General features: G+C 55.1%; 19 protein-coding genes and 3 pseudogenes. 15 read left to right on the top strand and 7 right to left on the bottom strand.

What is annotated here, in order from left to right; all coding sequences use genetic code 11:
* Positions 1 to 756: 756 nt before the first annotated feature.
* The 14 genes and pseudogenes from R1W01_RS18050 (at position 757) to R1W01_RS17985 (ending at position 14,860) form a co-directional block, all read left to right on the top strand.
* Positions 757 to 1,323, top strand: coding sequence for a cytochrome c (locus tag R1W01_RS18050; protein WP_317275437.1), 567 nt, complete (start codon positions 757 to 759; stop codon positions 1,321 to 1,323).
* Between the two features lie 2 nt (positions 1,324 to 1,325).
* Entirely contained in the window at positions 1,326 to 2,219 is an 894-nt protein-coding gene (locus tag R1W01_RS18045) for a c-type cytochrome (RefSeq protein WP_317275436.1), read from the top strand.
* Between the two features lie 172 nt (positions 2,220 to 2,391).
* Positions 2,392 to 2,730 (top strand): cytochrome c, encoded by a 339-nt coding sequence (locus R1W01_RS18040; protein WP_317275435.1) that lies wholly within the window; start codon positions 2,392 to 2,394, stop codon positions 2,728 to 2,730.
* A gap of 19 nt (positions 2,731 to 2,749) precedes the next feature.
* Positions 2,750 to 4,135, top strand: a complete 1,386-nt coding sequence (locus tag R1W01_RS18035; RefSeq protein WP_411028179.1) for a multicopper oxidase family protein — start codon at positions 2,750 to 2,752, stop codon at positions 4,133 to 4,135.
* 213 nt (positions 4,136 to 4,348) lie between these two features.
* On the top strand, positions 4,349 to 5,734 hold the full coding sequence (locus R1W01_RS18030; RefSeq protein WP_317275433.1) for an IS1182 family transposase: 1,386 nt from the start codon (positions 4,349 to 4,351) through the stop codon (positions 5,732 to 5,734).
* Positions 5,735 to 6,107: 373 nt separating this feature from the next.
* Complete coding sequence (locus R1W01_RS18025) at positions 6,108 to 6,458, top strand: hypothetical protein (protein ID WP_317275432.1); 351 nt, start codon at positions 6,108 to 6,110, stop codon at positions 6,456 to 6,458.
* A 525-nt stretch (positions 6,459 to 6,983) separates the two neighbouring features.
* Positions 6,984 to 7,121 (top strand): annotated as a pseudogene (locus R1W01_RS18435) (IS3 family transposase); the annotation flags it as partial.
* Positions 7,122 to 7,269: 148 nt separating this feature from the next.
* Complete coding sequence (locus tag R1W01_RS18015; RefSeq protein WP_317275430.1) at positions 7,270 to 7,659, top strand: carboxymuconolactone decarboxylase family protein; 390 nt, start codon at positions 7,270 to 7,272, stop codon at positions 7,657 to 7,659.
* A gap of 632 nt (positions 7,660 to 8,291) precedes the next feature.
* On the top strand, positions 8,292 to 8,936 hold the full coding sequence (locus R1W01_RS18010) for a response regulator transcription factor (protein WP_317275429.1): 645 nt from the start codon (positions 8,292 to 8,294) through the stop codon (positions 8,934 to 8,936).
* Between the two features lie 288 nt (positions 8,937 to 9,224).
* Positions 9,225 to 11,069: a Hint domain-containing protein gene (locus R1W01_RS18005; protein WP_317275428.1), complete on the top strand. Its 1,845-nt coding sequence runs from the start codon at positions 9,225 to 9,227 to the stop codon at positions 11,067 to 11,069.
* A 561-nt stretch (positions 11,070 to 11,630) separates the two neighbouring features.
* Positions 11,631 to 11,978 carry a polymer-forming cytoskeletal protein gene (locus R1W01_RS18000; protein ID WP_317275427.1) on the top strand — a complete coding sequence of 116 codons (348 nt, stop codon included), beginning with the start codon at positions 11,631 to 11,633 and terminating at the stop codon, positions 11,976 to 11,978.
* Between the two features lie 152 nt (positions 11,979 to 12,130).
* Positions 12,131 to 12,574 carry a DoxX family protein gene (locus R1W01_RS17995; RefSeq protein WP_317275426.1) on the top strand — a complete coding sequence of 148 codons (444 nt, stop codon included), beginning with the start codon at positions 12,131 to 12,133 and terminating at the stop codon, positions 12,572 to 12,574.
* Between the two features lie 63 nt (positions 12,575 to 12,637).
* Complete coding sequence (locus R1W01_RS17990) at positions 12,638 to 13,282, top strand: response regulator transcription factor (RefSeq protein ID WP_317275425.1); 645 nt, start codon at positions 12,638 to 12,640, stop codon at positions 13,280 to 13,282.
* 372 nt (positions 13,283 to 13,654) lie between these two features.
* Positions 13,655 to 14,860 (top strand): Ig-like domain-containing protein, encoded by a 1,206-nt coding sequence (locus tag R1W01_RS17985; RefSeq protein WP_317275424.1) that lies wholly within the window; start codon positions 13,655 to 13,657, stop codon positions 14,858 to 14,860.
* A 151-nt stretch (positions 14,861 to 15,011) separates the two neighbouring features.
* Here R1W01_RS17985 and R1W01_RS17980 read toward each other — a convergent pair whose 3' ends face one another.
* A complete protein-coding gene (locus R1W01_RS17980) occupies positions 15,012 to 15,323 on the bottom strand; it encodes a hypothetical protein (protein ID WP_317275423.1) in 312 nt (103 codons plus the stop codon).
* A 306-nt stretch (positions 15,324 to 15,629) separates the two neighbouring features.
* Here R1W01_RS17980 and R1W01_RS17975 point away from each other — a divergent pair, with 306 nt between their 5' ends.
* Positions 15,630 to 16,472 (top strand): alpha/beta hydrolase, encoded by an 843-nt coding sequence (locus R1W01_RS17975; protein WP_317275422.1) that lies wholly within the window; start codon positions 15,630 to 15,632, stop codon positions 16,470 to 16,472.
* Between the two features lie 182 nt (positions 16,473 to 16,654).
* On the opposite strand, the pseudogene istB reads toward R1W01_RS17975, so the two are convergent.
* The 6 genes and pseudogenes from istB to R1W01_RS17945 form a co-directional block, all read right to left on the bottom strand.
* Positions 16,655 to 17,420, bottom strand: a pseudogene (gene istB / locus R1W01_RS17970) (IS21-like element helper ATPase IstB).
* Positions 17,417 to 18,916 (bottom strand): IS21 family transposase, encoded by a 1,500-nt coding sequence (istA, locus tag R1W01_RS17965; protein ID WP_317275439.1) that lies wholly within the window; start codon positions 18,914 to 18,916, stop codon positions 17,417 to 17,419. Before istA ends, istB begins: the two are co-directional and overlap by 4 nt.
* 151 nt (positions 18,917 to 19,067) lie before the next feature.
* Positions 19,068 to 19,415: an IS66 family insertion sequence element accessory protein TnpB gene (tnpB, locus tag R1W01_RS17960; protein WP_317275421.1), complete on the bottom strand. Its 348-nt coding sequence runs from the start codon at positions 19,413 to 19,415 to the stop codon at positions 19,068 to 19,070.
* Complete coding sequence (locus R1W01_RS17955) at positions 19,412 to 19,768, bottom strand: transposase (protein ID WP_317275438.1); 357 nt, start codon at positions 19,766 to 19,768, stop codon at positions 19,412 to 19,414. The genes tnpB and R1W01_RS17955 overlap by 4 nt, the downstream gene beginning before the upstream one ends.
* 379 nt (positions 19,769 to 20,147) lie before the next feature.
* Positions 20,148 to 21,224 carry a glycosyltransferase gene (locus R1W01_RS17950; protein WP_317275420.1) on the bottom strand — a complete coding sequence of 359 codons (1,077 nt, stop codon included), beginning with the start codon at positions 21,222 to 21,224 and terminating at the stop codon, positions 20,148 to 20,150.
* Positions 21,225 to 21,586: 362 nt separating this feature from the next.
* Positions 21,587 to 22,108, bottom strand: a pseudogene (locus R1W01_RS17945) (hypothetical protein); the annotation flags it as partial.

The raw sequence follows: 22,108 nt of genomic DNA, 5'->3' as shown, positions 1-22,108 counted from the left end.
GATGCCTCAATCCGTTTGAAATGTGATGCCTTGAGTTCTGAAGCTTGACGGACAACGGCTCACCTTTTGACAAGATAAGTTCATGAAGGTGGAATATGTTAACCAAGCAAGGCGCGGTAAAACTCGCGGCCCGAAGCTGCCGTTGATCGTGATTAGCACTTCTGCAGCGCAACATTTCCAAAGCAGTCATTGGCCCAAGAAAAGCTCAATTGCCAATGAAGATGCGCGCAGATGCTAAACTAGGATCTTCACTCGCAAGCTTGTGGACGGGAATTTGAGAACCCCCCGAAGCAGAACACGGCTTCGTGGCCGCGCTTGACGTTCTCCGCTACCCTGTGCATCCTTTTCCCGAGACAACGCGCAGAGGCCATCCGTGAAACGACTGCTACTCGTCATGTCCATCGCCTTGATGGCGCCACTACTCGTCTTCGGGTGGGCTGGCACGGCGTATGCGCACAGTGCTCACAATGTCGCGAAGGTCGAGCAGCCAGATCGTTCGCACGGGGGTATGCCTGACCACCGTTCAGATGAAACGCGACTCCCCTGCCATTGTCAGGGAAGCATTACCTGTGTCCAGCTCATCGAAGCGCCGCGCCCTTTGCTCCTGATTCTCGAGCAAGAAATGTCCTCCGATTTAACGGTTTTCGAACAGAAATTCGAACGGTCGGTGCTCGTTCCAACCGATCCTCCACCTCCGCGTCTCTGATCCGATCATGACCTTCGGGTCAAAAATTGGATCAGACCTAGGAGAAAATTATGAACACTCGCAAGATTGTAACGGGCGCAGTTCTGGCGTCGGTGCTTGGCGTTGCCGCCTTGGCGCACTCAGGTGCGACCGGCGTAGTGAAGTCCCGTATGGAAGCAATGAAAGAAATGCAGACGGCAGTTAAGGCCATTGCTCCGATGATGTCGGGAACTGCCGCCTACGACGCTAGCGTTGTGCAAGATGCGGCTGAAACCTTCGGTCGCCACTCCGGAGAGGCACTGACTGCCAGCTTCCCCGAAGGATCAATCGAGCCGCCCTCTGAGGCATTGCCAGTCATCTGGCAGGACTGGGACCATTTCGAGGCATTGGCCCGGCAACTCGGCATCATGGCGCAGGGTCTATCCCTCGCTTCCGAAAATGGACTGCATGGTGGTTCTGGAATGATGGGCAATGGCATGATGATGGGGAGCGGCTCCGGTATGATGATGGGGGGCAGTCCCAATATGATGGGCATGACGGCAGAGCAAATCGGCCAGATGCCTGCAGATGGTGCGTTTGCCATGACCACGCAGGTCTGCGCCGCCTGTCATGATCGTTTCCGCGAAGAAGACGATTGATCATGCGCGGGGTCTTGAGGCTCGGGCTTGCCGCCATCGGTTTGGTCGCGACAAGCGCCGTCACACTTGCTGTCTGGCCTGTCGGTCGATCAGTGGAACTTGCGCAATTGGAAGGCAATGTTGTGCGCGGAGCATATCTTGCGCGGGCCGGCGGCTGTATTGCGTGCCATACCGATACAGGTGAAGGAGGCGCGCCTCTGGCAGGCGGAACCGCGATCGTTTCAGATTTCGGAACCTTTGTTCCTCCAAACCTGACTACAGACCCGGAGAAGGGCATCGGCGGGTGGCAGATCGAAGATTTCGCGCGAGCTGTTCGACAAGGCATCTCTCCGAATGGGAAGCCTTATTATCCGGCATTTCCCTATGCCTTCTATGGCCATCTAACTGACCAGGATATTTCTGACCTGTGGGCTGCGTTCCAAACCGTGCCGCCTGTCGCCGAGAGTGCGGGGAATAATGATCTGCCTTTTCCGTTCAACCAGAGGGACGGGCTGAAGCTTTGGCGGGCTGTCTTCCTGGCAGCGCCACAGACCACGCCCCGGAATGACAAGTCGGATGCCTGGAACCGTGGGAAATGGTTGGTGAATGGATTGACGCATTGCGGGGCATGTCACACTGACCGCAACCTGTTCGGTGCCCGCAGACCAGAGGCCCGTCTTTCGGGAAGCGATGATCTGCCTGGTGACAAAACCGCACCGCCCATCACACCAGAAGCCCTGATCGGCAATGGCTGGACTGCCGCCAGCCTGAGCAACGCCTTGAAGTTCGCCGTTAAGCCGGATGGCGATGTCCTCGGAGGCGGAATGGGCGAAGTTGTCCAGCAAGGCACCGCCATGCTGACAGCAGAAGATAGGAAAGCCATTGTCACCTATCTCTTGGAGGGGGACGACGAATGAGACTGGCCGCGTTTCAGGACCTATCAAACAAAAGCGCTTCGGCGCATACGCTTCAAGGAAAGACCAACACATGAACATGAAGATACTAGCAGGCGTTGCGCTGGCCTCAGTCTTCGGTGCAGCTTATTTGCTCCTGGACCTGGAGGAACCGACGTCTAGCAAAGGGGTCTCAGTGGCTGCTCAGAAGGGCGGTGCCCTCGCAAGCATTGATTTGCCCGATGTCCTCTCGACGCAAGGGCAGATGGGAAAGAGAGCCTTCGACGCCGTTTGCGCGTCTTGCCACGGAGCCAATGCGGTGGGACGTGACGGGATGGGGCCACCTCTCATTCACAAGATCTATGAACCCTCGCATCATGCGGACTTCGCGTTTCTTAGCGCGGTGCGCACCGGTGTGCGCGAGCATCACTGGGACTTCGGGGACATGCCAGCCCAAGAGGGGCTGACGGACGCAGATGTAGAGTTGATCACGCAATATATCCGCGAGTTACAACGTGCTAACGGGATCGAGTGATATAGCCATGAGCGACACAATGAACATCAATCGCCGCAGCTTTCTCATGAGTGCAGGGGCAGCCCTGACCCTCCCGGTTGCGGCGCGTGCGGATGCCGTGCCGCGCTCGCTAACCACGCGGGTTGCACAGGCTCAACTTGCTCCGGAGCCATATCCAACGACGGAAATATGGGGGTTCGATGGCCAAGCCCCAGGACCGATCCTTTACGCCAAGCAAGGGGCGCGGTTCGAGCGCCGACTACTGAATGACTTGCACTTGCCGACCTCGATACATTGGCATGGCATTCGCATAGACAACGCGATGGATGGCGTGTCCGGCCTGACTCAAGATCCTGTCGAGCCGGGGGAGGACTTTGACTATGCTTTCAACCTCCCGGATGCCGGCACCTATTGGTATCATGCACATTCGAATTCTTACGAACAGGTTGCACGCGGGCTCCATGGCGCATTGATCGTCACGGAACCAGAAGCGCCGGATGTTGATCGCGAGGAAGTCCTTGTTCTCGATGATTGGCGTCTCGATTCGAATACGGCACAAATCGATTCAAGATTTGATGCATGGCATGATCTGAGCCATGCGGGCCGGCTAGGAAACCTGATAACGACCAATGGTGTGTCAGGTCTCACGCTGTCGACGCTCCAGCATGAGCGCATCCGCCTTAGGCTCATAAACGCGGCAAACGCGCGCGTATTCGTTCTGTCCCTGATGGGACTTGAGGGGTGGGCCATGGCGTTGGATGGCATGCCGCTGGATAGGCCAGCCCGTGTCGAGAGCGAGGTAGTTCTTGCTCCGGGCCAGCGCGTTGACCTGATAGTTGATGTCATTGCAGGGGAAGGGGATGTTTCGCACCTCGCCTATCTGTCAGATAGCGGCGAATGGTGGTCGCAGGTGGCTTTTCCCGTAACCGGCGTAGCCTCCTCGACACGACGCCCGCCCCCGGAGCCGCTTCCTGCAAACCCGCGTCAGTCCGTAGCCGGGGTAGAGTCTACACGCAAAGCCAAGCTGGTGATGGAAGGTGGTGCGATGGGGCGCCTGCAATCTGCGTCATATGATGGTCGTCGCTTATCATTCAGGGAGATGGCCGAGCAGGGGCAATTCTGGGCCTTGAATGGCACTGTTGGCCGGACCGACACCCCCTTGATCGAGGCAAATTTGGGGGAAACGATCCGCGTGGAAATTCAGAACAAAACCGCTTTCCCACACGCGATGCACTTGCATGGTATGCATTTCCGCGAGGTCCACGAAGAAGGGGCACTTGGTCCCCTGCGGGATACGCTGCTCGTTCAGAGAGGAGAAACGCGTGAAGTTGCCTTCATCGCGGATAACCTAGGTGATTGGCTTTTTCATTGCCACATGCTCGCACATGCAGCCTCTGGTATGTCGACATGGTTGCGAGTGAATTAGTATACGCTCGCCACACGGTTAACCTTCACTCGATGCCCTAGGAATAGGGCATCAACACATTTTCCCAAACGTTTCTTTTTGCAGACCTAAACCAGTCACTAGGCGTGGGTGCAGCGAAGGTCAGCTTCCCGCCGATGCTGTTGAAAAAGTCTTTGTTGCAGCGCGGCAAGTCCTTTGACTCATTCGAATATGAGGGGATTGGAGGATTTCGTCATGATGGGCACCCAAGCGACACCGGCGCAGCTGTTCTATGACTTCGATCTGGACCGTCATGTTCCTTCAGGTCATATGCTCCGCGAGATCGACCGGTTCCTCGACGTGGATGGAATGCGGGAGGCTCTTCGCCCCTTCTACAGCCACCTCGGGCGTCCCTCGATCGACCCGGAGCTGATCATCCGCATGTTGGTCATCGGTTATGTCATGGGCATCCGATCGGAACGTCGCCTCTGCGACGAGGTCCATCTGAACCTCGCCTATCGGTGGTTCTGTCGGCTGGGCTTGGAGGGGAAGGTCCCGGATCACTCGACGTTCTCGCGGTATCGCCATGGCAAGTTTCGCGAAAGCAATCTGCTGCGACAAGTGTTCGAAGCCACGGTCGAGCGGTGTCTGAGGGAGGACTTGGTGTCGGGCGAGGGCTTTGCCGCCGATGCCAGCCTGATCCCGGCGGACGCGAATAAGACCCGGTCGATTGCCGCAAGCGATTGGAACGCAGATGTGGCGCGCAAGGCAGGCAACAGGGCAGCGCAAGAATATCTCGAAACCCTCGATAATGCTGCCTTCGGAGCTGCCTCCCCAGTCCAGCCGAAGTTCGTCGCCAAGTCCGATCCTGCGGCGCAATGGACCCGCGCAGGTGAAAGCCGTCCCTATTTCGCCTATGCCACCAACTACCTGATCGACACCAAAAGCTCGGTGATCATGGATGTTGAAGCCACGCGCGCCATTCGGCAAGCCGAGGTGGGTGCAAAGCGCACCATGCTTGATCGGACTGAAAAGCGGTTCGGCATTCGGCCGGAGTGGTTGGCTGCTGACACAGCTTACGGCAATGCCGAGAACCTCGGCTGGCTGGTCGAAAGGCGCAGCATCATTCCGTTCATCCCTGTCATCGATAAGTCAGAGCGCACCGATGGCACCTTCTCTAGGTCCGACTTCGAATGGGACGAAAAGAATGACCAGTACACCTGCCCCGAGGGCCAGGCGCTGAAACAGTTCAGACGCAACTATTCCGATCCAAACCGAGGCCAGGCTACCGGAGGCAGAAAGAAATACCGCGCCCTGAAGGCCTCTTGTCAGGTTTGTCCCTCCAAGGACATCTGTCGTCCGAAAGCCGAAGCGCGATACGTGACCCGCGAGCCGCACGAGGAAGCACGCGAGTTCGCCCGCACATGCCGCAAAACCAAAGCCTACAAGATCTCACGGGACAAAAGGAAAAAGGTCGAGATGCTATTCGCTCATCTGAAGCGCATCCTGAACCTCACGCGGCTCAGGCTTCGGGGTCCGAACGGCGCAAAGGACGAATTCCTTCTCGCCGCTATCGCCCAGAACCTCCGAAAACTCGCCAAGCTTCGTCCGCAGTGCGTCCAAAAAAAGATCAGCTTATAACCTGAAAGGTCAAAATAGCCGGTCTCCGGCAAACCAACTGGCGAAAGCCGGGGCCAAACGGCTGCTATGTCTCCAGCAGCGTGAAAATACCACAAAACAAACCGACTTTTTCAACAGTATCAGCCAAAAGTTCTGTTTGAAGTTTGCGCTGACACAAGGCAACCCTAAATCAAAACTCGACGCGAAATGCGCGGCCCTTTCTATCAAACGAGGAATGAGCGAAGCGACTTCCGAAGTCGTGAGAGTCGCAAGCGATATCTATATCCAGATTTCCTTTTGACCGACTGGAACGCAGCTTGCCATTCGCGCTAGTTAATCCTAGCCTTCGATTTCATCACTGTTCTAGTCAAACATTTTTCCAAGGAGGTCTCACTTGAATATCGCAAACTCCCTCGTTGTGGCCGCCGCCCTAGCCATTCTACCCCTGCCGATCTTTGCGAAAGAACTCACAGGTTCCGCCCTCGTCGAAGCTCTGAGTGGGAGGTCCTTTAGCTGTGATGCAGAGGGAAAACCGATGACTATCACTTTTGGCAAGGCAAAGAAGAACGGCTCAGTGAACTATCGCGGGAAACTTAACGGCCGCTCCTTCAGTTCAAGCTATAAGATGGACAAGAGCGGTCGTTATAGAAACGGAGGTCGCCTGCGTGAAGTTCATCGCACCGGAAAAGGGAAGGTTACCATCCTTAGCAAAGACCTTCCTACGGCCGTCTGTACCGTCAAATAGCCCACTGAACCTGTTGCCATCATCGGATCTATCATTCCATTGCTCCGTGTGGTCCTGCGGCGCCACGCTGGTCGAGCGACTGTGAAGGGTTCAGTGAGATGCTGTTCCCTACTTTTGGTGTTGTGCGCGATGAATGGCGCTTTAAAGCGCCTAACACTCGGTAGGGACAATCATCGGAACCGCAGCTGTTGTTGACTTATACCTCGCGCTTTAGCGAGGTCGTTAGAACGTGGTTTCAAGATTGTGGGAAAGGGGCAGACTGGGTCTGCTCCAATATTCTTCACGGCTGGCTCGAAACAATTGCTTCATAGACGAACTTTGCAGCTTTTTGCATTGCACGTTGCGTCATCTCCAAATCTGCACTGGTAAGCGCGAGCGAAGGATAGAGTCGTCCAGACGACTTGAAAATCCCATTTGCCCGCAGGGCAGCGTTCCAAGAGTGTCTGACGTCAGCGCCAATGGGACAGATTAGGCTGAATTGATAAGAGAGGGTTTCTGGCTCATCGTAACCACCAAGGAGTGAAGATGAGACAGAAACCCGGAACCAAACAGAGCTACGGCGAGAAGGTCGTTAAGGACATCCGCCGGGCCACCCGCAAACAGTATTCGGCGGAAGAGAAGACCAGGATCGTGCTGGACGGCCTGAAGGGCGAAGAAGATATCCGCCTCGTGGAGAGCGTTCAGAAGGGGCTGCGGTCGCGTGGCAATGTGCCGGGGCCGCTCGTGGTTGATCCGTCTTGCGGAGTGAACTCGGAACATTCCATCATGCATCTGCAACGCTGGATGCGAGAGACTGTGGAGGTCACGAGATATGAGCACGTTTGATGAAGACCTTTTTCTCAAAGGGCTTGAGCAGCGCAAGGCGACGCTTGGCGCGGAGTATGTGGAAAAGAATCTTGCCGCTGCGGATGAGTTCACCCGACCCTTTCAGGAGGCGATGACGGCTTGGTGCTGGGGCTTTGGCTGGGGTGATGAAGTGATAGACGCCAAGACGCGTTCTATGATGAATCTCGCGATGATCGGCGCGCTTGGTAAGATGCACGAGTGGGAGACCCATTGCCGGGGCGCGTTGAACAATGGCGTCGGCCAAGACGAGATCCGCGCGATCATCCATGTGATCGGGATTTATTGCGGCGTGCCGCAGGCACTGGAGTGTTTCCGCGTCGCCAAAAAGGTATTGGAAGCATCCCAGAAGAATTAGAACTTTAGAAAGTGAGACGCTTGGTTTCGAACGCTGCCGTCTGTTCTCTCTTTCTCCCAATTGTGCGTTCATGTAGCTTGCAGGTGATCTAAGTTCTGCAAGCGGCCGGCTCAGCTGTCCATCGCCGAGTCAGGCGTTTCAACCAAATGCCCTTAGCGTACGGAAACGATTGGTTCGACGCTTCTTCACTACTCTTCTCGGAGGGCGCAAGCTCAATATACTTGACCTCCGGTGAAAAATACATGCAGAACAGCACTTGAAGGGGGAAGCGTGTATGTGCCTCCCCCTGTGAGTGGCGGCACTATCCCTGCCGTCACGGGGCGGGCTGATGGGCCCATTTCCACTCGCTCAGGCAGCCCGCTCCATTCTTCCAGAAGGCCCAAACAGCGTTCCTGCAGTCAAGCTACATTGAGCCTATAAAGGTCGCCATGTAGCGAAAATGCTCACTCACCCATCTTTTTGATTACACCTAAAGGCAGGTTCTCTCTTTGGGTTGTAGTATTTAGTCTGTAAAATGTTAGCTGAAAATGAAGGCGTTCCAGGGGTGGTGTCTAGGACGTCGCAAATAGCGGCGTTGTCAAAACCTCTATCCGCCGAAATTCGTTAAGTGATGAGTGGAGGGCGAAGGAACAATGAGTAGTTTTTTCCATAGTGATGCAACCCTGCGTGTGCTGGTTGCAGATGATCATGCGATGGTCGTCGAAATGTTCGGCACCTACCTTGGGTCACTACCAGGGTTTGAGGTGGAAACTGCTCCGGATTTGCATGTTGCCTTGGAGAAGATCGAAGCATATGGCCCTATTGATCTGGTCTTGCTTGATTTGAACATGCCTGGGATGGATGGTCTGAAAGGGTTAAGGAGAGCTCTTGGTAGCAACAACAATGGCGCAGTTTGCCTTTTGACAAGCAGTCCAAGCCCCACAATCTTGGAAGAACTTATCGAGATGGGGGCGGCTGGTGTGGTCCTCAAGACCGTCTCCCTCAAGGCACTCGCCAATGAAATCCGTTTCATGGCGTCTGGAGGTCGTTACATTCCTGTCGAACTTCTGGACCCCATAAGAGTACGGACAGATGTGTCATCGCGATCCCCGCTCTCAGCTAGAGAAACCGAAGTTCTTGAACTGCTGTCAGAAGGTCTCTCAAACAAAGATATTGGGACGCGTCTCACGTTGGCCGAGGCGACGATAAAGATGCATGTCAAATCTATCTGTTCAAAGACCGGCGCAGCAAATCGGACGCAGGCTGTCATTTTTGCGAGGGAGAAGGGCATTCTTTGAGAACTGTCTTACCAAGTCATAAGTGTGTCAACGTGCCGAACTTATGCTGAAGCACAGTGCTTGATGGGCCTTTTCTACGCAAATCGGAGTGCGATCGCACCTACAGCTTTGAATGCTGCGTTATTACATACTTTAAGGGTATCCAAGAGGGTGGGTGTCGTCTGATTCGGCGAATCTTGACACATTTTTGCCTGTTTCACACTCAGTCTAGTCAGAAGTATTGATCATTGTGGTTAGGCGGCGGTCACCCCCTACGGGCGCTCCCTAGCATCATATGAAAGGGTAAGTATGTCTGATTTCGCGGTTTCAAATGTCTATAGATATGATGGGAGCCTTGCTTCCCTAAACTTAGGGGGACTGCTTGATGCCAACCTGTTGAACTTTGGTACTGAGCAAAGTGGCGTCTTTTCCGACGACGATGGGCGGTTGGACAGCAGTGATGATGGGACGACCAACTTCGCCTTTGATGGAACAGGAACAAGTGGGCCGATTACCTATCTGGGATCTGGGGAGATCTACACCTTGGGGCTGCTCGGCATCCGTGTTGATCCCCGACCGGTAGCAGCGTTTCAGGTTGATGGGGAAATTTACCTGTATGCACCAGAAGGACTACCGCTTCTAAGTGCGGTTACTTTCGGTCTCGATATCGACCCCAATGCCCCTTTCATCTTGCCCTCTGATGGAAAGGTTGATGGCCTCGAGACCGGTGAAACCATGACCCTAGGCTATACTGATCTTCAAGGGGATCAAATCACGCTCTCCGATGATACGATCTACGGTAATAGTGGGGACGACACCATCGATGCGAGCGGCGGAGATGATTACATAGATGGTGGCGAAGGAGCAGATGTCATAGCTGGCGGAACCGGCGACGATACTGTTCACGGTGGAGAAGGCAATGACATATGGCGCGCAGGAGCGAGCAGTTCAGGGTCGGATGAAGTCTACCTGGAAGGGGGGGATGACTATGCCGAGGTCGGATATTTTACTTCTGGTACGCCCGACACCTTGGATGGTGGAGATGGGCAAGACACCGTAGCTTTCGATTCTCCAGCTACAGACGGTTTCGACCTAGGCATCACCCTCAACGACGACGGCACAAGTACAACCATCAATTTCGGTTCGGTCGTTACAAATTTTGAACACGTGAGAGGCAATTCTGGCGAGAATGCGATAGCAGGAAACTCCTCCAACAACGAGCTGTCTGGTCTCGGAGGGGACGACACTCTGGAGGGGCGCGACGGCGACGATACACTTCTAGGTGGCGATGGGGATGACATCCTAGTCGGCGGTCAAGGCTCGGACAGTATGTCGGGTGGAGACGGGAATGATACTTTCTTTGTGACCAACGGCAGTGATGGCGATGGCGATAGCATTTCCGGCGGCAACGGCCCGGACGATACAGGTGATCATGATGTGCTGGATCTGTCCGGCTCCGGCTCGCGTACTATCGATGCAACTCAAGATACAAATGACTCCGGCGCTTTGACCGGTACGGTGACTTTCGAGAATGGCGAAACTCTTCACTTCAGCGGCATCGAAGAGATCATCTGTTTTACGCCGGGCACTACGATCCTGACGCCTTCCGGAGAAATTCCAGTTCAGGACCTCAAGGTCGGCGACAAGGTTGTCACCCGCGACAACGGTCTGCAAGCGATCCGCTGGGTTGGTAAGAAAAAACTTGTGGGCCACGATCTCATCTCGCGCCCCAAGCTTCGTCCGATCATGATCCGAGCGGGCGCTCTTGGACATGATCTTCCAAAGCACGATATGATGGTGTCTCCGAACCACCGCATGCTTCTCGTCAGCCAACAGGCCCAACTCTTGTTTGGTGCAAGTGAAGTGTTGGTGGCAGCCAAGCACCTCGTCGGCGCTGATGGTGTCCAACAAGTTGACACCGTTGGTGTCGAATATGTCCATTTCCTTTGCGACAACCACGAAGTCGTCTTGGCCAACGGATCCTGGAGCGAGAGTTTTCAGCCTGGAACATACTCTATGGGAAGTATCGATTGTGATCAGCGTGAAGAGATTTATGAGCTATTCCCCGAGCTGCGCAAACGCTCGGTGGTTGAGAGCTACGCTGCTGCACGGTTGACGCTGAAAAGGCATGAAGCCTTCCTGCTCACTCGGTAAACCTGTTTCTCGGGGAAGCGATTCAGTCGCCCCCGAGGTATAGTGTCGAGCTGGAGACGCGCATGCCAGCATCATGATGGGTGCGCATCGGATTTTGCATTTTGATGAAGTACAAAGGTGGTCAATTTGTTGCGTGTGACCATCGGCCAATATTTTGCAGGAGAGCCTAGTCTATGCATTCAGATGACATCAATCGAAGAACTTTCCTCCTAGGTGCCGCGACACTAACATCGGGCTGCTCTCGCGCAGTGGCGCAGCAGAGTGATTTGAGCAATAGTCAATATGGCTCACATCATCCAAACACCCGTGATGTCTATCTGCCAAAGACCGCGCGGGCTGCGCCTTTTGCAATAGTGGTGCATGGCGGGGTGTGGAAGAAGCAACGCGGCAGTTCGAATGATATTCATCCAGCTTGCGGGCTTCCCAAAGGGGCGGGATGACTTGCTCTTCTCTGCGGATAACGAATAATAAGCAGTGATTTGCTTGTGTATGCAGCCTTCCTTTTGTGTTCGGCGAACATTGCCGTCCAGTTCTAACCCCACCCTTGGAGTTACTTTGAATATGACCTACTCGAAAGATGGGGAAAATAAGATGGCGCCACCTCTGCGCTCTGTCCTGCAGCAAGACCTTACCATTGAAGGAAACATTAGTGGCACAGGAATCTTGGAGATTGATAGCCAACTCGTTGGGGATATTGCGGTTGATACTGTGATTGTTGCATTCAATGGTTCGACCGCAGGCAAAATAGATGCGCGCAATCTGACCGTATTCGGGACTGTAGAGGGCAGGATAGAAGGAAAGTCACTCGTCCTCAAGGCTCAGGCCAACGTTCGATCAGATGCGATTGTATCGAAGTGCCTGACAATTGAAGAGGGCGCAGTCGTAAACGGGACGGTGCTTCGTGCGTAGCGTTGTATGGTTGCGCCTCACATGCGCTTCGAATGCTTGAGATTAGTATATTCGCGGTGTTTCTGCATCGCGCTTCTCGGTATTGTGACTAGAATTCTTCAGGAAAACCCGATTATACATTCACCAAAAGGAATATCTTAAGGATAGACTGTATGTTTGATCAGTTCATATGTCGTATTTTTGCGCCACTTCAGTGCCTGATCGAGGTTGTTTTTCGTGTATGCCTCTCACTGATTTTCTTGGTCGGGGGATTGGGGCATTTCATGCGAAGTGACCAGATGATGGATCGTCTGCTGTCTTCCCCATGGATTAAGTACGTGGAGTTGATTGGTAGCCCGTTGGGCCTCCTGCATTTGAGCGGGGCGGTTTTCATTCTTGCCAGCATAGCTTTGATGTTTGGCTGGTCTGCTCGCTTAGCTGCGCTCGCCTTGTTTGCAACACTCGTCCCGATCACGTTTACCATCCATATTGCCCCTGGCCATGAGGGTCCGTTGTTCAAAAATATCGCAATCTTGGGCGCTTTGCTTCTCGTGGCCGCAAAAGGAGCGGGCTGCGCTTCCTTGGATCGAACCCGCACGAAGCGGCTTTCTTTCTGAGTCATTCATCAAGACCTGAAACCGACCGATTTCTTTGAGTGCTGAGTTGAGGACCGCGGAGCAATGAATAACTTCTTTCATGGTGATACGACCCTGTGTGTGCTGGTTGCGGATGATCACGCGATGGTCGTCGAAATGTTTGGCACCTATCTTGGTTCACTACCAGGGTTTGAGGTGGAAACCGCTCCGGATTTGCATGTTGCCTTGGAGAAAATCGAGGCACATGGCCCTTTTGATCTGGTCTTGCTTGATCTGAACATGCCAGGGATGAATGGGCTGGAGGGGTTGCGAAGAGCCCTTAGCGCCAACGGCGATAGTGCGGTTTGTCTTTTGACAAGCAAACCAAGCCCCGCAATCGTCAAAGAGCTTATCGAGATGGGGGCGGCTGGTGTGGTCCTCAAGACCGTCTCCCTCAAGGCACTCGCCAATGAAATCCGTTTCATGGCGTCTGGAGGGCGCTACATTCCGGTCGAACTGCTGGATCCGATGAGAGTACGGACAGATGCGACATCGCAATCCCCGCTCTCAGCCAGGGAAACGGAGGTTCTTGAACTGCTGTCAGAAGGTCTCTCAAACAAAGATATTGGGACGCGTCTCACATTGGCAGAGGCGACGATAAAGATGCATGTCAGATCTATCTGCTCAAAAATCGGCGCGGCAAACAGGACGCAGGCCGTCATTCTTGCAACGGAAGAGGGCATTCTCTGAGAGCGGTTTTGCCTGATCTAAAGTGTATCAATCTGCCGCATATATGCGTAAGTATAGCTCTTGATGCACCCTAGAGGGTGATGTATAGGTCGAACGAGTTACCCTAGGGGCGAATTTTGCCGTTATTTGGGGGAAATAAAGCGATATTTCGGGAGAGTGGAAATGCAGAAAGTTCTAAGCGCGCTTAAAGGTGCCCCAGAAAGCGATATGGTTCTCGTTCTTCGGGACGGAGAGCAGGTTTGGGTTCAGAAGGCTCAATTGGATGTAGGAGATGTCCCTGTTGACCCACTAGACGCCATGTCGACGGTTAGCACCAGCGGTACAACTCCGCTGCTTGCAGATCCTGAAGTGGTTGCGCCCGAAGAAGCATCTTTGTTGCCTTTCGGTCTTTCGCCGTGGGCGATTGGGGCGGGCTTGCTGGGGGTCGCTGCGCTTGCAACCGGTGGTGGCGGTGGCGGTGGCGGTGGCTCGAACCAGGCCCCGACCGCAATGGACGATGACTCTGCAGAAACCGATGCAGGTAAGTCTGTGATGATGGATCTGCTCTCAAATGACACGGATCCGGAGGGCGATGCTCTCACCATTACGTCGGTTCAAGACCCCGAACATGGTACGGCAACCATTGTGACAGATGCCAATGGAAACCAAAGGGTCGAGTATGTTCCCGACGATGGATATACGGGCGAAGATTCCTTTGAGTATACAGTAACGGACGAAGCTGGAAATACTGACACGGCAACGGCCTTCGTGGATGTATCCGACCCAGGTGTTCTGGATTTCTTGTTGGCCGATGGTGGTTTGCTGGGGCTGGTGACCGGGAATGATGGACTTCTAGGAGCTATTACAGGGTCAGAAGGGCTTCTGGGTGGTCTCGTTGGCACTGGAGGTGTTCTGGGGGCTGTCGCGGGCGAAGAAGGTCTTGTTGGGTCTTTGACGGGTCTTACGCTTCTTGGGGACGGCTCTGGAGATGACGCAATCCTCGATCCTGTGATCGCTGATGAGGGGGCATTGGGTATTCTGACCGGTAACTCAGGTGCGCTGGGTGCTGTTACCGGTTCCGAAGGACTTCTCGGAAGCTTGATTGCCGATGATGGTGCTCTCGCAGCCATTACGGGCGACAACGGTCTGGTCGGTGCTCTCACTGGACGCGGTCTGATGGGCAGTGATGATACCTCTCAAGGTGGCGATGGCCTGCTTGGTGGTCTCCTTGGCGGTGGCGAGGATGGCGGCCTTCTCGGTGGTTTGCTCGGCGGCGACGATGGCGGTCTTCTTGGAGGAGTGCCGCTTGTTGGCGACCTTCTGGGAGGAGAGGATGGCCTGCTCGGTGGTTTGCTCGGCGGCGACGATGGCGGTCTTCTTGGAGGAGTGCCGCTTGTTGGCGACCTTCTGGGAGGAGAGGATGGCCTGCTCGGTGGTCTACTCGGTGGCGGCGAAGACGGCGGCCTGCTCGGTGGTTTGCTCGGCGGCGACGATGGGGGCCTTCTTGGAGGGGTTCCAATTGTCGGAGACCTTCTGGGAGGCGAAGATGGTCTCCTCGGTGGTTTGTTGGGAGACGACGGCTTGGGCGATGTGATCTAAGCGTATGCGAGCTACACGATTTACAGGCCTCAGCTGAGGCTCTTGATGGGGTATCTTCTGTCTCGATCCCTCATATATCATCAATTATTTTGAAAGCCCTCTCGTTCACAAAGCCAGGGTCCGACTAACGCATCAGAAGTCCCGCATTGTGTCAAAGAAGATATCTTTGGCACAATGCGGCTACCTTGGAGCTGGTATTGTTTAGATGTTCAGGGATGAATTGATATCTGTGTGGCTGCACTTTCAATTGGGATAGGGTGACGCTCAGGTGGTCGAGCTCTTCGACGACTTCAGGGAGTAACTGTTTCCTGTTCGTTTGGATGCTCTTATAGACGTCTTCCCAGTCGTGCCAGAAGTGTCGCGGGAGCGAAACCGCCTTTTCCATGGCCATTGCGGCCACGCAAGGAGCAGTTGCTCGGTAGAGATCGGTCAATAGAGCAACTATTGCCATATGATGCATCATAGCACGCTCCTCTGTTGACATTTGTTGCACTGGGGTGGTCGCCTGCCGATACCATAGTATGCAGCATTTTGAGTGAGGATCACCACGGTTCTCTTTATCTCAAGTCAAGATCGGAAGCTATCCGTCGATAGGGCTGCAAGTTGAGAGATTTAGCATGACGTTTGCAGGTCAGCGCTGGAGAAAAGTATCTTGAATTAGCCATGCTCAAGCTTTGCTAAATTTCCGACTTAGTTCTCCCGAGGGCGACGGAGTTCGCAATTTCAACCGTATATGGGCTGTATTTATTTTTTCATAAGGATCCAACTCATGCATTCTGACAGACTACAGCGCAGAACTTTCCTCCTTGGCACAGCAGTACTCGCCTTGTCGCCTTCGCTTGTCGCAGCGCAAAGCACAGTCATGAGGGGCGTTCCCTATGGCTCCCACCAACTGAACACCCTCGATGTTTATCTGCCCCAGATCGCACAGAATGCGCCCTTGGCAATCATGGTGCATGGCGGTGCATGGAAGATCGGGGATAAATCCAATGCTTCCGTCTGGCGCAACAAGGGGCGGATGTTCAATGATCTGGGTTACATCTTTATCTCTGTAAATTACCGGATGCTTCCAGAAGCACGGCCGTTGCGGCAAGCTATGGATGTCGCGCGCGCCATCGCATTCATTCAGGCGAACGCTGCCCGGTGGGGTGGTGACGCTAGGCGCAGTGTGGTTCTTGGGCATTCAGCGGGCGCGCACCTCGTCTCACTTCTCGCGTCGGATCCGGGGTTGTTACGTGCAGGTGGTGCATATCCCTGGAATGCTACAGTGGCTTTGGATTCAGCGGCTTATGACGTGGAAGAGGTGATGTTTGGTCGGCCGGCCCGCTTTTATCGAGATGCTTTCGGGGATGATCGCGCTTATTGGCGTGCGGCTTCCCCGTTGGCCCGACTGGGTCGGGAACGCGGGCCATTCCTATTGGTTTGTTCTACAAAACGTCTCACAGCTTGTCCTAACGCGCGTGATTTCGCGACTGCGGTGACGGCTCGTGGCGGGGACGCAATGGTCCTTCCAGTGGCCCTCGGACACAGGAAGATCAATACGGACCTAGGTAAACAGAACGCGTATACGGAGAGCGTGCTGAAGTTCATTAGAGCGCAAGGCCTTCCGTAGATGCTGCGCCGGGAAGTCAATTCGGAAGCCCCCTCTCTTAGCGGTGTCAACGGCGGAGTGAAACCCGGCCACTGTGGCGGAGCAAAAGTAGGCCATCTGGACGCGAGCGCCTTGGAGCGTGCGGCTCTCATTTAGCAAGCACGTTCCAAGGCGCATTGGCCGTCAGGCCAATTCTGTGAGGATCATGTTCCGACGGTTGCGATGCGGGAGCGGCTTTGGTTGAGCCGATAGCTTTCGCCGTTCATTTCCAGGATATTGATGTGGTGGGTCATCCGATCCAGAAGTGCGCAGGTCAGGCGTTCTGTGCCGAAGGTTTCTGTCCACTCTTCGAACGGGAGATTGTTTGTGATCAGGGTTGAACCGCGCTCGTGGCGCTGCGAGATCAGCTCGAAGAGCAGTTCGGCGCCGGTCTTGCTGAGCGGCACGAAGCCCAACTCGTCGATGATCAGCAGTTTGACCTTTGTCAGTTTGCGTTGGAGTTGCAGGAGGCGTTTCTCGTCGCGAGCCTCCATCATCTCGCGGACGAGAGCGGAGGCGGTGACAAAGGCGACTGGCAGTCCTTTCTGGCAGGCAGTCAGGCCTAGGCCGAGGGCGATATGGGTCTTGCCGGTGCCAGACGGGCCGAGGGCGATGACGTTTTCCTTGCGCTCGATCCATTCGCAGCGGGAGAGCTCCAACACCATCATTTTGTTGAGCGACGGGATCGCCTTGAAGTCGAAGCTATCCAAGCTTTTTGATTGCCGGGAACCTCGCGGCCTTGATCCGGCGTTCCACCATGCGCCGTTCCCGGTCTATCAGTTCCAGCTCGGTCAACCGGGTCAGATAGCACACATGATCCACGCCCTCTGCGGCGCAGATACGCGCTTGCTTGTCATGCTCGCGCAGGAAGGTTGGCAGACGCAGAGTCTTGAGGTGATGGGTCAGCAGTAATTCCGGGGCGTCTGTCATGCACCACCCCCTGCCAGCAGGCTCATATAGGATGCCGCCGAGGCGGTAGTGATACTGGTCCTGGGCAGGAACGGATAGACATCGAGATCCAGCCTCGGGGGTCTTCGCTCGACCCGACACAGGACAAGATGCTTGATCGCATCGAAGCTGATTGCTCCCATTCTCAGCGCATCCTTGATGGCCAGATGCAGGGCGTCGACTTCGAACCGTTCCAGCAAGCGCAGAACCTGCACATACTCGCGCTTGCCTGTCTTGCCCTGTCGGGCCTCCAACAACCGCTGGAGCGTGGCGAAGGCTTCCGGCAACTCCCAGCCCTGCAGGGGGGCAGCCTGATCGAAGGCCATGATCTTGCGTTCGATCAGCGGCAGGTAATGCAGTGGGTCGAACACCATGTCACCGGTGTCGTAGGAACGGGGATGCTCCGCGACCACCTCGGCGGCGCTGCCAATGACAACACGGGTCACGAAGCCCTTGATCCAGACCTCACGGTGACCATAAGCGACCGGCACCGAGTAATCATTGCCGCGGTAACGCACCACGGATGTCGATGTGACCTGACCGCTTTGCAGTTCGCAGGCCTCAATGGGCGCCCCAGGCAATTCCCGCATTGCAGCCAGGTCGGCGTCCAGCCGTGCGCCGATGCTGGCCTTGTGGCCACGCAAGACATCGCCTTGCCGTTTGCGGCATTGCTCTTCCAAGTACTCGTTGAAGCCTTCCCAGTTCGGGAACGAGCCAACCGGCACCATGAAGTTCCGCCGCGCATAGCCGACCAGTCCCTCGACCTTGCCTTTATCGTTACCCTTGCCGGGACGACCATAGCGATCCCGGATCACATAATGCGACAGCATCGCGCTGAACCGTTGTGTGCGGTCACGGGTGCCGTCTGGCATGATCCTGGCGACCAGACAGCGGTCATTGTCGTAGAGGATAGACTGCGGGACTGCGCCGAAGAAGGCAAAGGCATGGACATGCCCGTCCAGCCAGGCTTCGGTGGTCGCGGCAGGATAGGCCCGAACATAGCACGCAACGCTGTGCGGCAGGTCAAAGGCGAAGAAACGTGCCTTCTGCTCCACCCCGCCTATCACAACCAGAGCTTCGCCAAAATCCGCCTGCGCATGTCCCGGCTGATGGCTGAGCGGCACGAACATCTCCTTGCCGGTCCGCTTCCTAGTCCGGACGTAATCCTTGACGATCGTGTAGCCGCCATCAAACCCGCACTCATCCCGCAGCCGCTCGAAGATGCGCTTGGCCGTGTGGCGCTGCTTGCGCGGCCGGACCTTATCTTCGGCAAGCCATTGGTCAATCTGGTCGGTGAACGCATCCAGCTTCGAGCGCCTGATCGGTGCCGTCCGCCGATACCCGGGCGGCTCCGAATAGGCCAACATCTTCGCAACGCTGTCCCGGCTGCCCCCAAAATCCCGGGCAATCTGGCGTCCGCTCAAGCCATCCTGAAAATGAGCCTGACGCACCTTCAAATACAAATCCACGGTGTAAATCCCCAAACCCTCCCCTCTCGGAAAGGGCAAAAGTGGACGACTTTTACGCCGCCCGCGACAGCACAAAGCCAACGCTACCGTGGCCGAGTATTGCTCCGCCGTTCACACCACCGGAAGGCGCCATAAAAACAAGCAATATCAGTGCAGTAATTTACCGCACCCGCGCGGGTGGGGTACCCCAATCCGGCTTTCGCCAGTCTATGCCTTCCCACAGCATGGCGAGTTGCGCAGAGGTCAGGCGCACACTCCCGTCTTTTGCGACAGGCCAGGGAAAGCGACCGCGCTCCAGCACCTTGTAGTAAAGGCAAAACCCCTGGCCATCCCAGTACAAGAGTTCGATCCGGTCGCCCTTGCGACCCCGGAATGCAAACACCGCGCCGCTCGAAGGCCGCTGCCGGAGAACATCCTGAGCTAAAGCTGACAGGCCCGCGATCCCTTTGCGCATGTCGGTCGTTCCGCAGGCCAGATAAACACGGACACCAGTGCCGGGTCCGATCATGCCGTCTCAACCAACTGGATCAACCGCGTGATATCCGCCTCGGCCATGCCGGGTGGGCAGCGCAGAGTGCGGCCATTTGCAAAGCCAATCTCAGCGGGCAAATTACCTTCAGGTTTGGGCAAGGACGTCACCGGTTGCTCCCCCGCATCCAGGGCTAGAAACGAGATGCCCTCCGGCTCCGGCCAGAGCTCCTTGTCTTTCATTTGCTTTCGCCACTGATAGATGTGCTGCCGGGTCACGTCATGACGCAGGGCAACATCGGTCACAGTCACTCCGCCGACACCAACTTCCCGCAAAATCGACAGCTTCATCTCATCTGACCAAAACCGCCGACGCTCAACGCCAACAATCACCTCATGTCGCAAAATCTGCCCTCCCTACATACGACGTCGTTAGCCACGTCAGTAACGACGTCTTATAAGATCTGATCATCAAGTAAGGCAGGCGGTCCTAATCTGTCCCATTGGCGCTGACGTCAGACAGTTTCTACTGATACGCCCCTCTAAAAATGGGGGGATTACCCATAGGAACCCACCTACTGAAGGAAAAAGGCGACTTCGGAGGTGTATTGTCGACTAAGTTGTGTCGTGTCAGGTGTCAGACAGGACGTTGGGCAAACTGATTTTGCCTGAGGCAGCACGAGGAACCTACCGAGTTCTTGAACCGCCGCAGTTGTATCAATGTTTCTTTAGCAACGGGGCGCGGGAGGAGATTGAACGCAGTAAGAGGAGTTCACCCGAATAGTAGTTTCTGTATCGACGCCTTGCTTGATTCTGGAGCAGCGCTAGCCATGAAGCTACTGTATTCCGCAGAATAGCTCGGATCGCCCCCGGTCTTTGCGGTCAAAAACAACACCTCGTATGCGATCCAATACTCATAAATGGCTTTGTTCAAGAAGAGACGATGTCCGCTTGGTTTCGGAATGCGTTCTGCTTCCTTGGCAAAGATTAGCGCTGCCTGAAATTGCCCCCTATGCCGCAAAGAACGAGAGGCGTGATATAGACATTCCGCACGGTCCGGTACGAGGTTGTGTCCACGTAGAAAGAAATCCAGCGCTAGATCTGCGCGGCCAGTTTTCTCCAAATGCAAACCTGCTTCTAAGAAGGCCATATAGCTTTCTTCTTTCCAACCATTGAGTTTTGATCTCGCAATGTACCATCTTAGCGCTCGCTCGGTGTCGCCATGATCCCTCCAACTATTCGCGCAGTAGTACGCATACCGCGGCAATAGATCCTGTTCTTGGTTTGATCTTATCGCTTTCTCAAGTAGTTCGGCGTCCTTCTTATACTTCTCGGGATCTTTGCTGCGTGACCCTGAACGTCCTGAAATAATGGCGTAGCTTCCTGTAATAATTTCTCTGTTCGCCTCAGGCACCTCAAGGAACTCATGAACGACGCCGCGCCACCGTAGCTTTTCATTATTTTTGACGAGGAGTGGGCGCGTATATTGGCGGGTTCGATTTTCATTTTCCATCTGCAAGCTATAGACATCCGCTTGCAATGCGGGGAGTTCCGGCACCCCCTCTATCCAATCATCAGCGTCGAAAAACAGAATATACTCAGATTTTCCCCTGCAACTGCGCAAAGCAATGTTGCGGTTGGTTGCGAAATCAGCCCAAGGATCTTCCCTTAGCTCGCCTGGGATACCCAAGGCGCGAAAGGTTGTCCGAACAAGGTCTTGTGTGCCATCGAACGATCCTGTGTCCGAAATAACCCAATAGTTGATGGGGAAGGCGTGACAGACGGCACGCAGTGTCTTGGCAATAACATGCGCTTCGTCGCGCACAATCATGTTGAGACAGATTGACATTGTTTGGCCTCATTTCGAAAACAGCCGCCCATAGAGAAAATGGGGGCGGCTGCCTCGTGGTCACTTCTTAATAGTAGTTATGCCAGCTCGAAGAGAGACAAGCCTCCATCACCGAGGAGATCGTCGACAAGTCCGGTTACGGGGTCAAGAAGACCATCTGTGCCACCGCCACCGAGGAGATCGTCGACAAGCCCGGTTACGGGGTCAAGAAGACCATCTGAGCCACCGCCACCGAGGAGGTCGTCGACAAGCCCGGTTACGGGGTCAAGAAGACCATCTGTGCCGCCGCCACCGAGGAGGTCGTCGACAAGCCCGGATACGGGGTCAAGAAGACCATCTGTGGCTCCATCACCGAGGAGATCTTAGACAACTCCGGTTACGCGGTCAAGAAGACCATCTGTGCCGCCGGCACCGAGGAGGTCGTCGACAAGCCCGGATACGGGGTCAAGAAGACCATCTGTTCCGCCGCCACCGAGGAGGTCGTCGACAAGTCCGGTTACGGGGTCAAGAAGACCATCTGTGCCGCCGCCACCGAGGAGGTCGTCGACAAGCCCGGTTACGGGGTCAAGAAGACCATCTGTGCCACCGCCACCGAGGAGGTCATCGACAAGCCCGGTTACGGGGTCAAGAAGACCATCTGTACCTCCATCACCCAGGAGATCGTCGACAAGCCCGGTTACGGGGTCAAGAAGACCATCTGTACCACCGCCACCGAGGAGGTCATCAGTAAGGCCTGAGATCAGCCCCAGAAGGCCATCTACTGTTGTATCGACTAGATCGATAACTTCGTTCAGAAGATCGAAGATATCCTCCAATAGAGTATTGACGGGCTCCAAGAGCGAGTCCCCGGTATCGCCGGTATCGCCGGTATCGCCGGTATCGCC

Source organism: Shimia sp. FJ5, from assembly GCF_032918335.1.
Taxonomy (GTDB): Bacteria; Pseudomonadota; Alphaproteobacteria; order Rhodobacterales; family Rhodobacteraceae; genus Shimia; species Shimia aestuarii_A.
The sequence above is the reverse complement of the archived record's forward strand: the minus strand, read 5'-3'. Positions and strand labels throughout refer to the sequence as shown.

Bases quoted from the DNA above. Each gene is read 5' to 3' on its own strand.
- R1W01_RS18000 (WP_317275427.1), top strand. From the start codon at position 11,631: ATGACCTACTCGAAAGATGGGGAAAATAAGATGGCGCCACCTCTGCGC.
- tnpB (WP_317275421.1), bottom strand. From the start codon at position 19,415: ATGATCGGACCCGGCACTGGTGTCCGTGTTTATCTGGCCTGCGGAACG.
- R1W01_RS18010 (WP_317275429.1), top strand. From the start codon at position 8,292: ATGAGTAGTTTTTTCCATAGTGATGCAACCCTGCGTGTGCTGGTTGCA.
- R1W01_RS18035 (WP_411028179.1), top strand. From the start codon at position 2,750: ATGAACATCAATCGCCGCAGCTTTCTCATGAGTGCAGGGGCAGCCCTG.
- R1W01_RS17995 (WP_317275426.1), top strand. From the start codon at position 12,131: ATGTTTGATCAGTTCATATGTCGTATTTTTGCGCCACTTCAGTGCCTG.
- R1W01_RS18005 (WP_317275428.1), top strand. From the start codon at position 9,225: ATGTCTGATTTCGCGGTTTCAAATGTCTATAGATATGATGGGAGCCTT.
- R1W01_RS18050 (WP_317275437.1), top strand. From the start codon at position 757: ATGAACACTCGCAAGATTGTAACGGGCGCAGTTCTGGCGTCGGTGCTT.
- R1W01_RS17990 (WP_317275425.1), top strand. From the start codon at position 12,638: ATGAATAACTTCTTTCATGGTGATACGACCCTGTGTGTGCTGGTTGCG.
- R1W01_RS18015 (WP_317275430.1), top strand. From the start codon at position 7,270: ATGAGCACGTTTGATGAAGACCTTTTTCTCAAAGGGCTTGAGCAGCGC.
- R1W01_RS18030 (WP_317275433.1), top strand. From the start codon at position 4,349: ATGATGGGCACCCAAGCGACACCGGCGCAGCTGTTCTATGACTTCGAT.
- R1W01_RS18045 (WP_317275436.1), top strand. From the start codon at position 1,326: ATGCGCGGGGTCTTGAGGCTCGGGCTTGCCGCCATCGGTTTGGTCGCG.
- R1W01_RS17980 (WP_317275423.1), bottom strand. From the start codon at position 15,323: ATGATGCATCATATGGCAATAGTTGCTCTATTGACCGATCTCTACCGA.
- R1W01_RS17950 (WP_317275420.1), bottom strand. From the start codon at position 21,224: ATGTCAATCTGTCTCAACATGATTGTGCGCGACGAAGCGCATGTTATT.
- R1W01_RS17975 (WP_317275422.1), top strand. From the start codon at position 15,630: ATGCATTCTGACAGACTACAGCGCAGAACTTTCCTCCTTGGCACAGCA.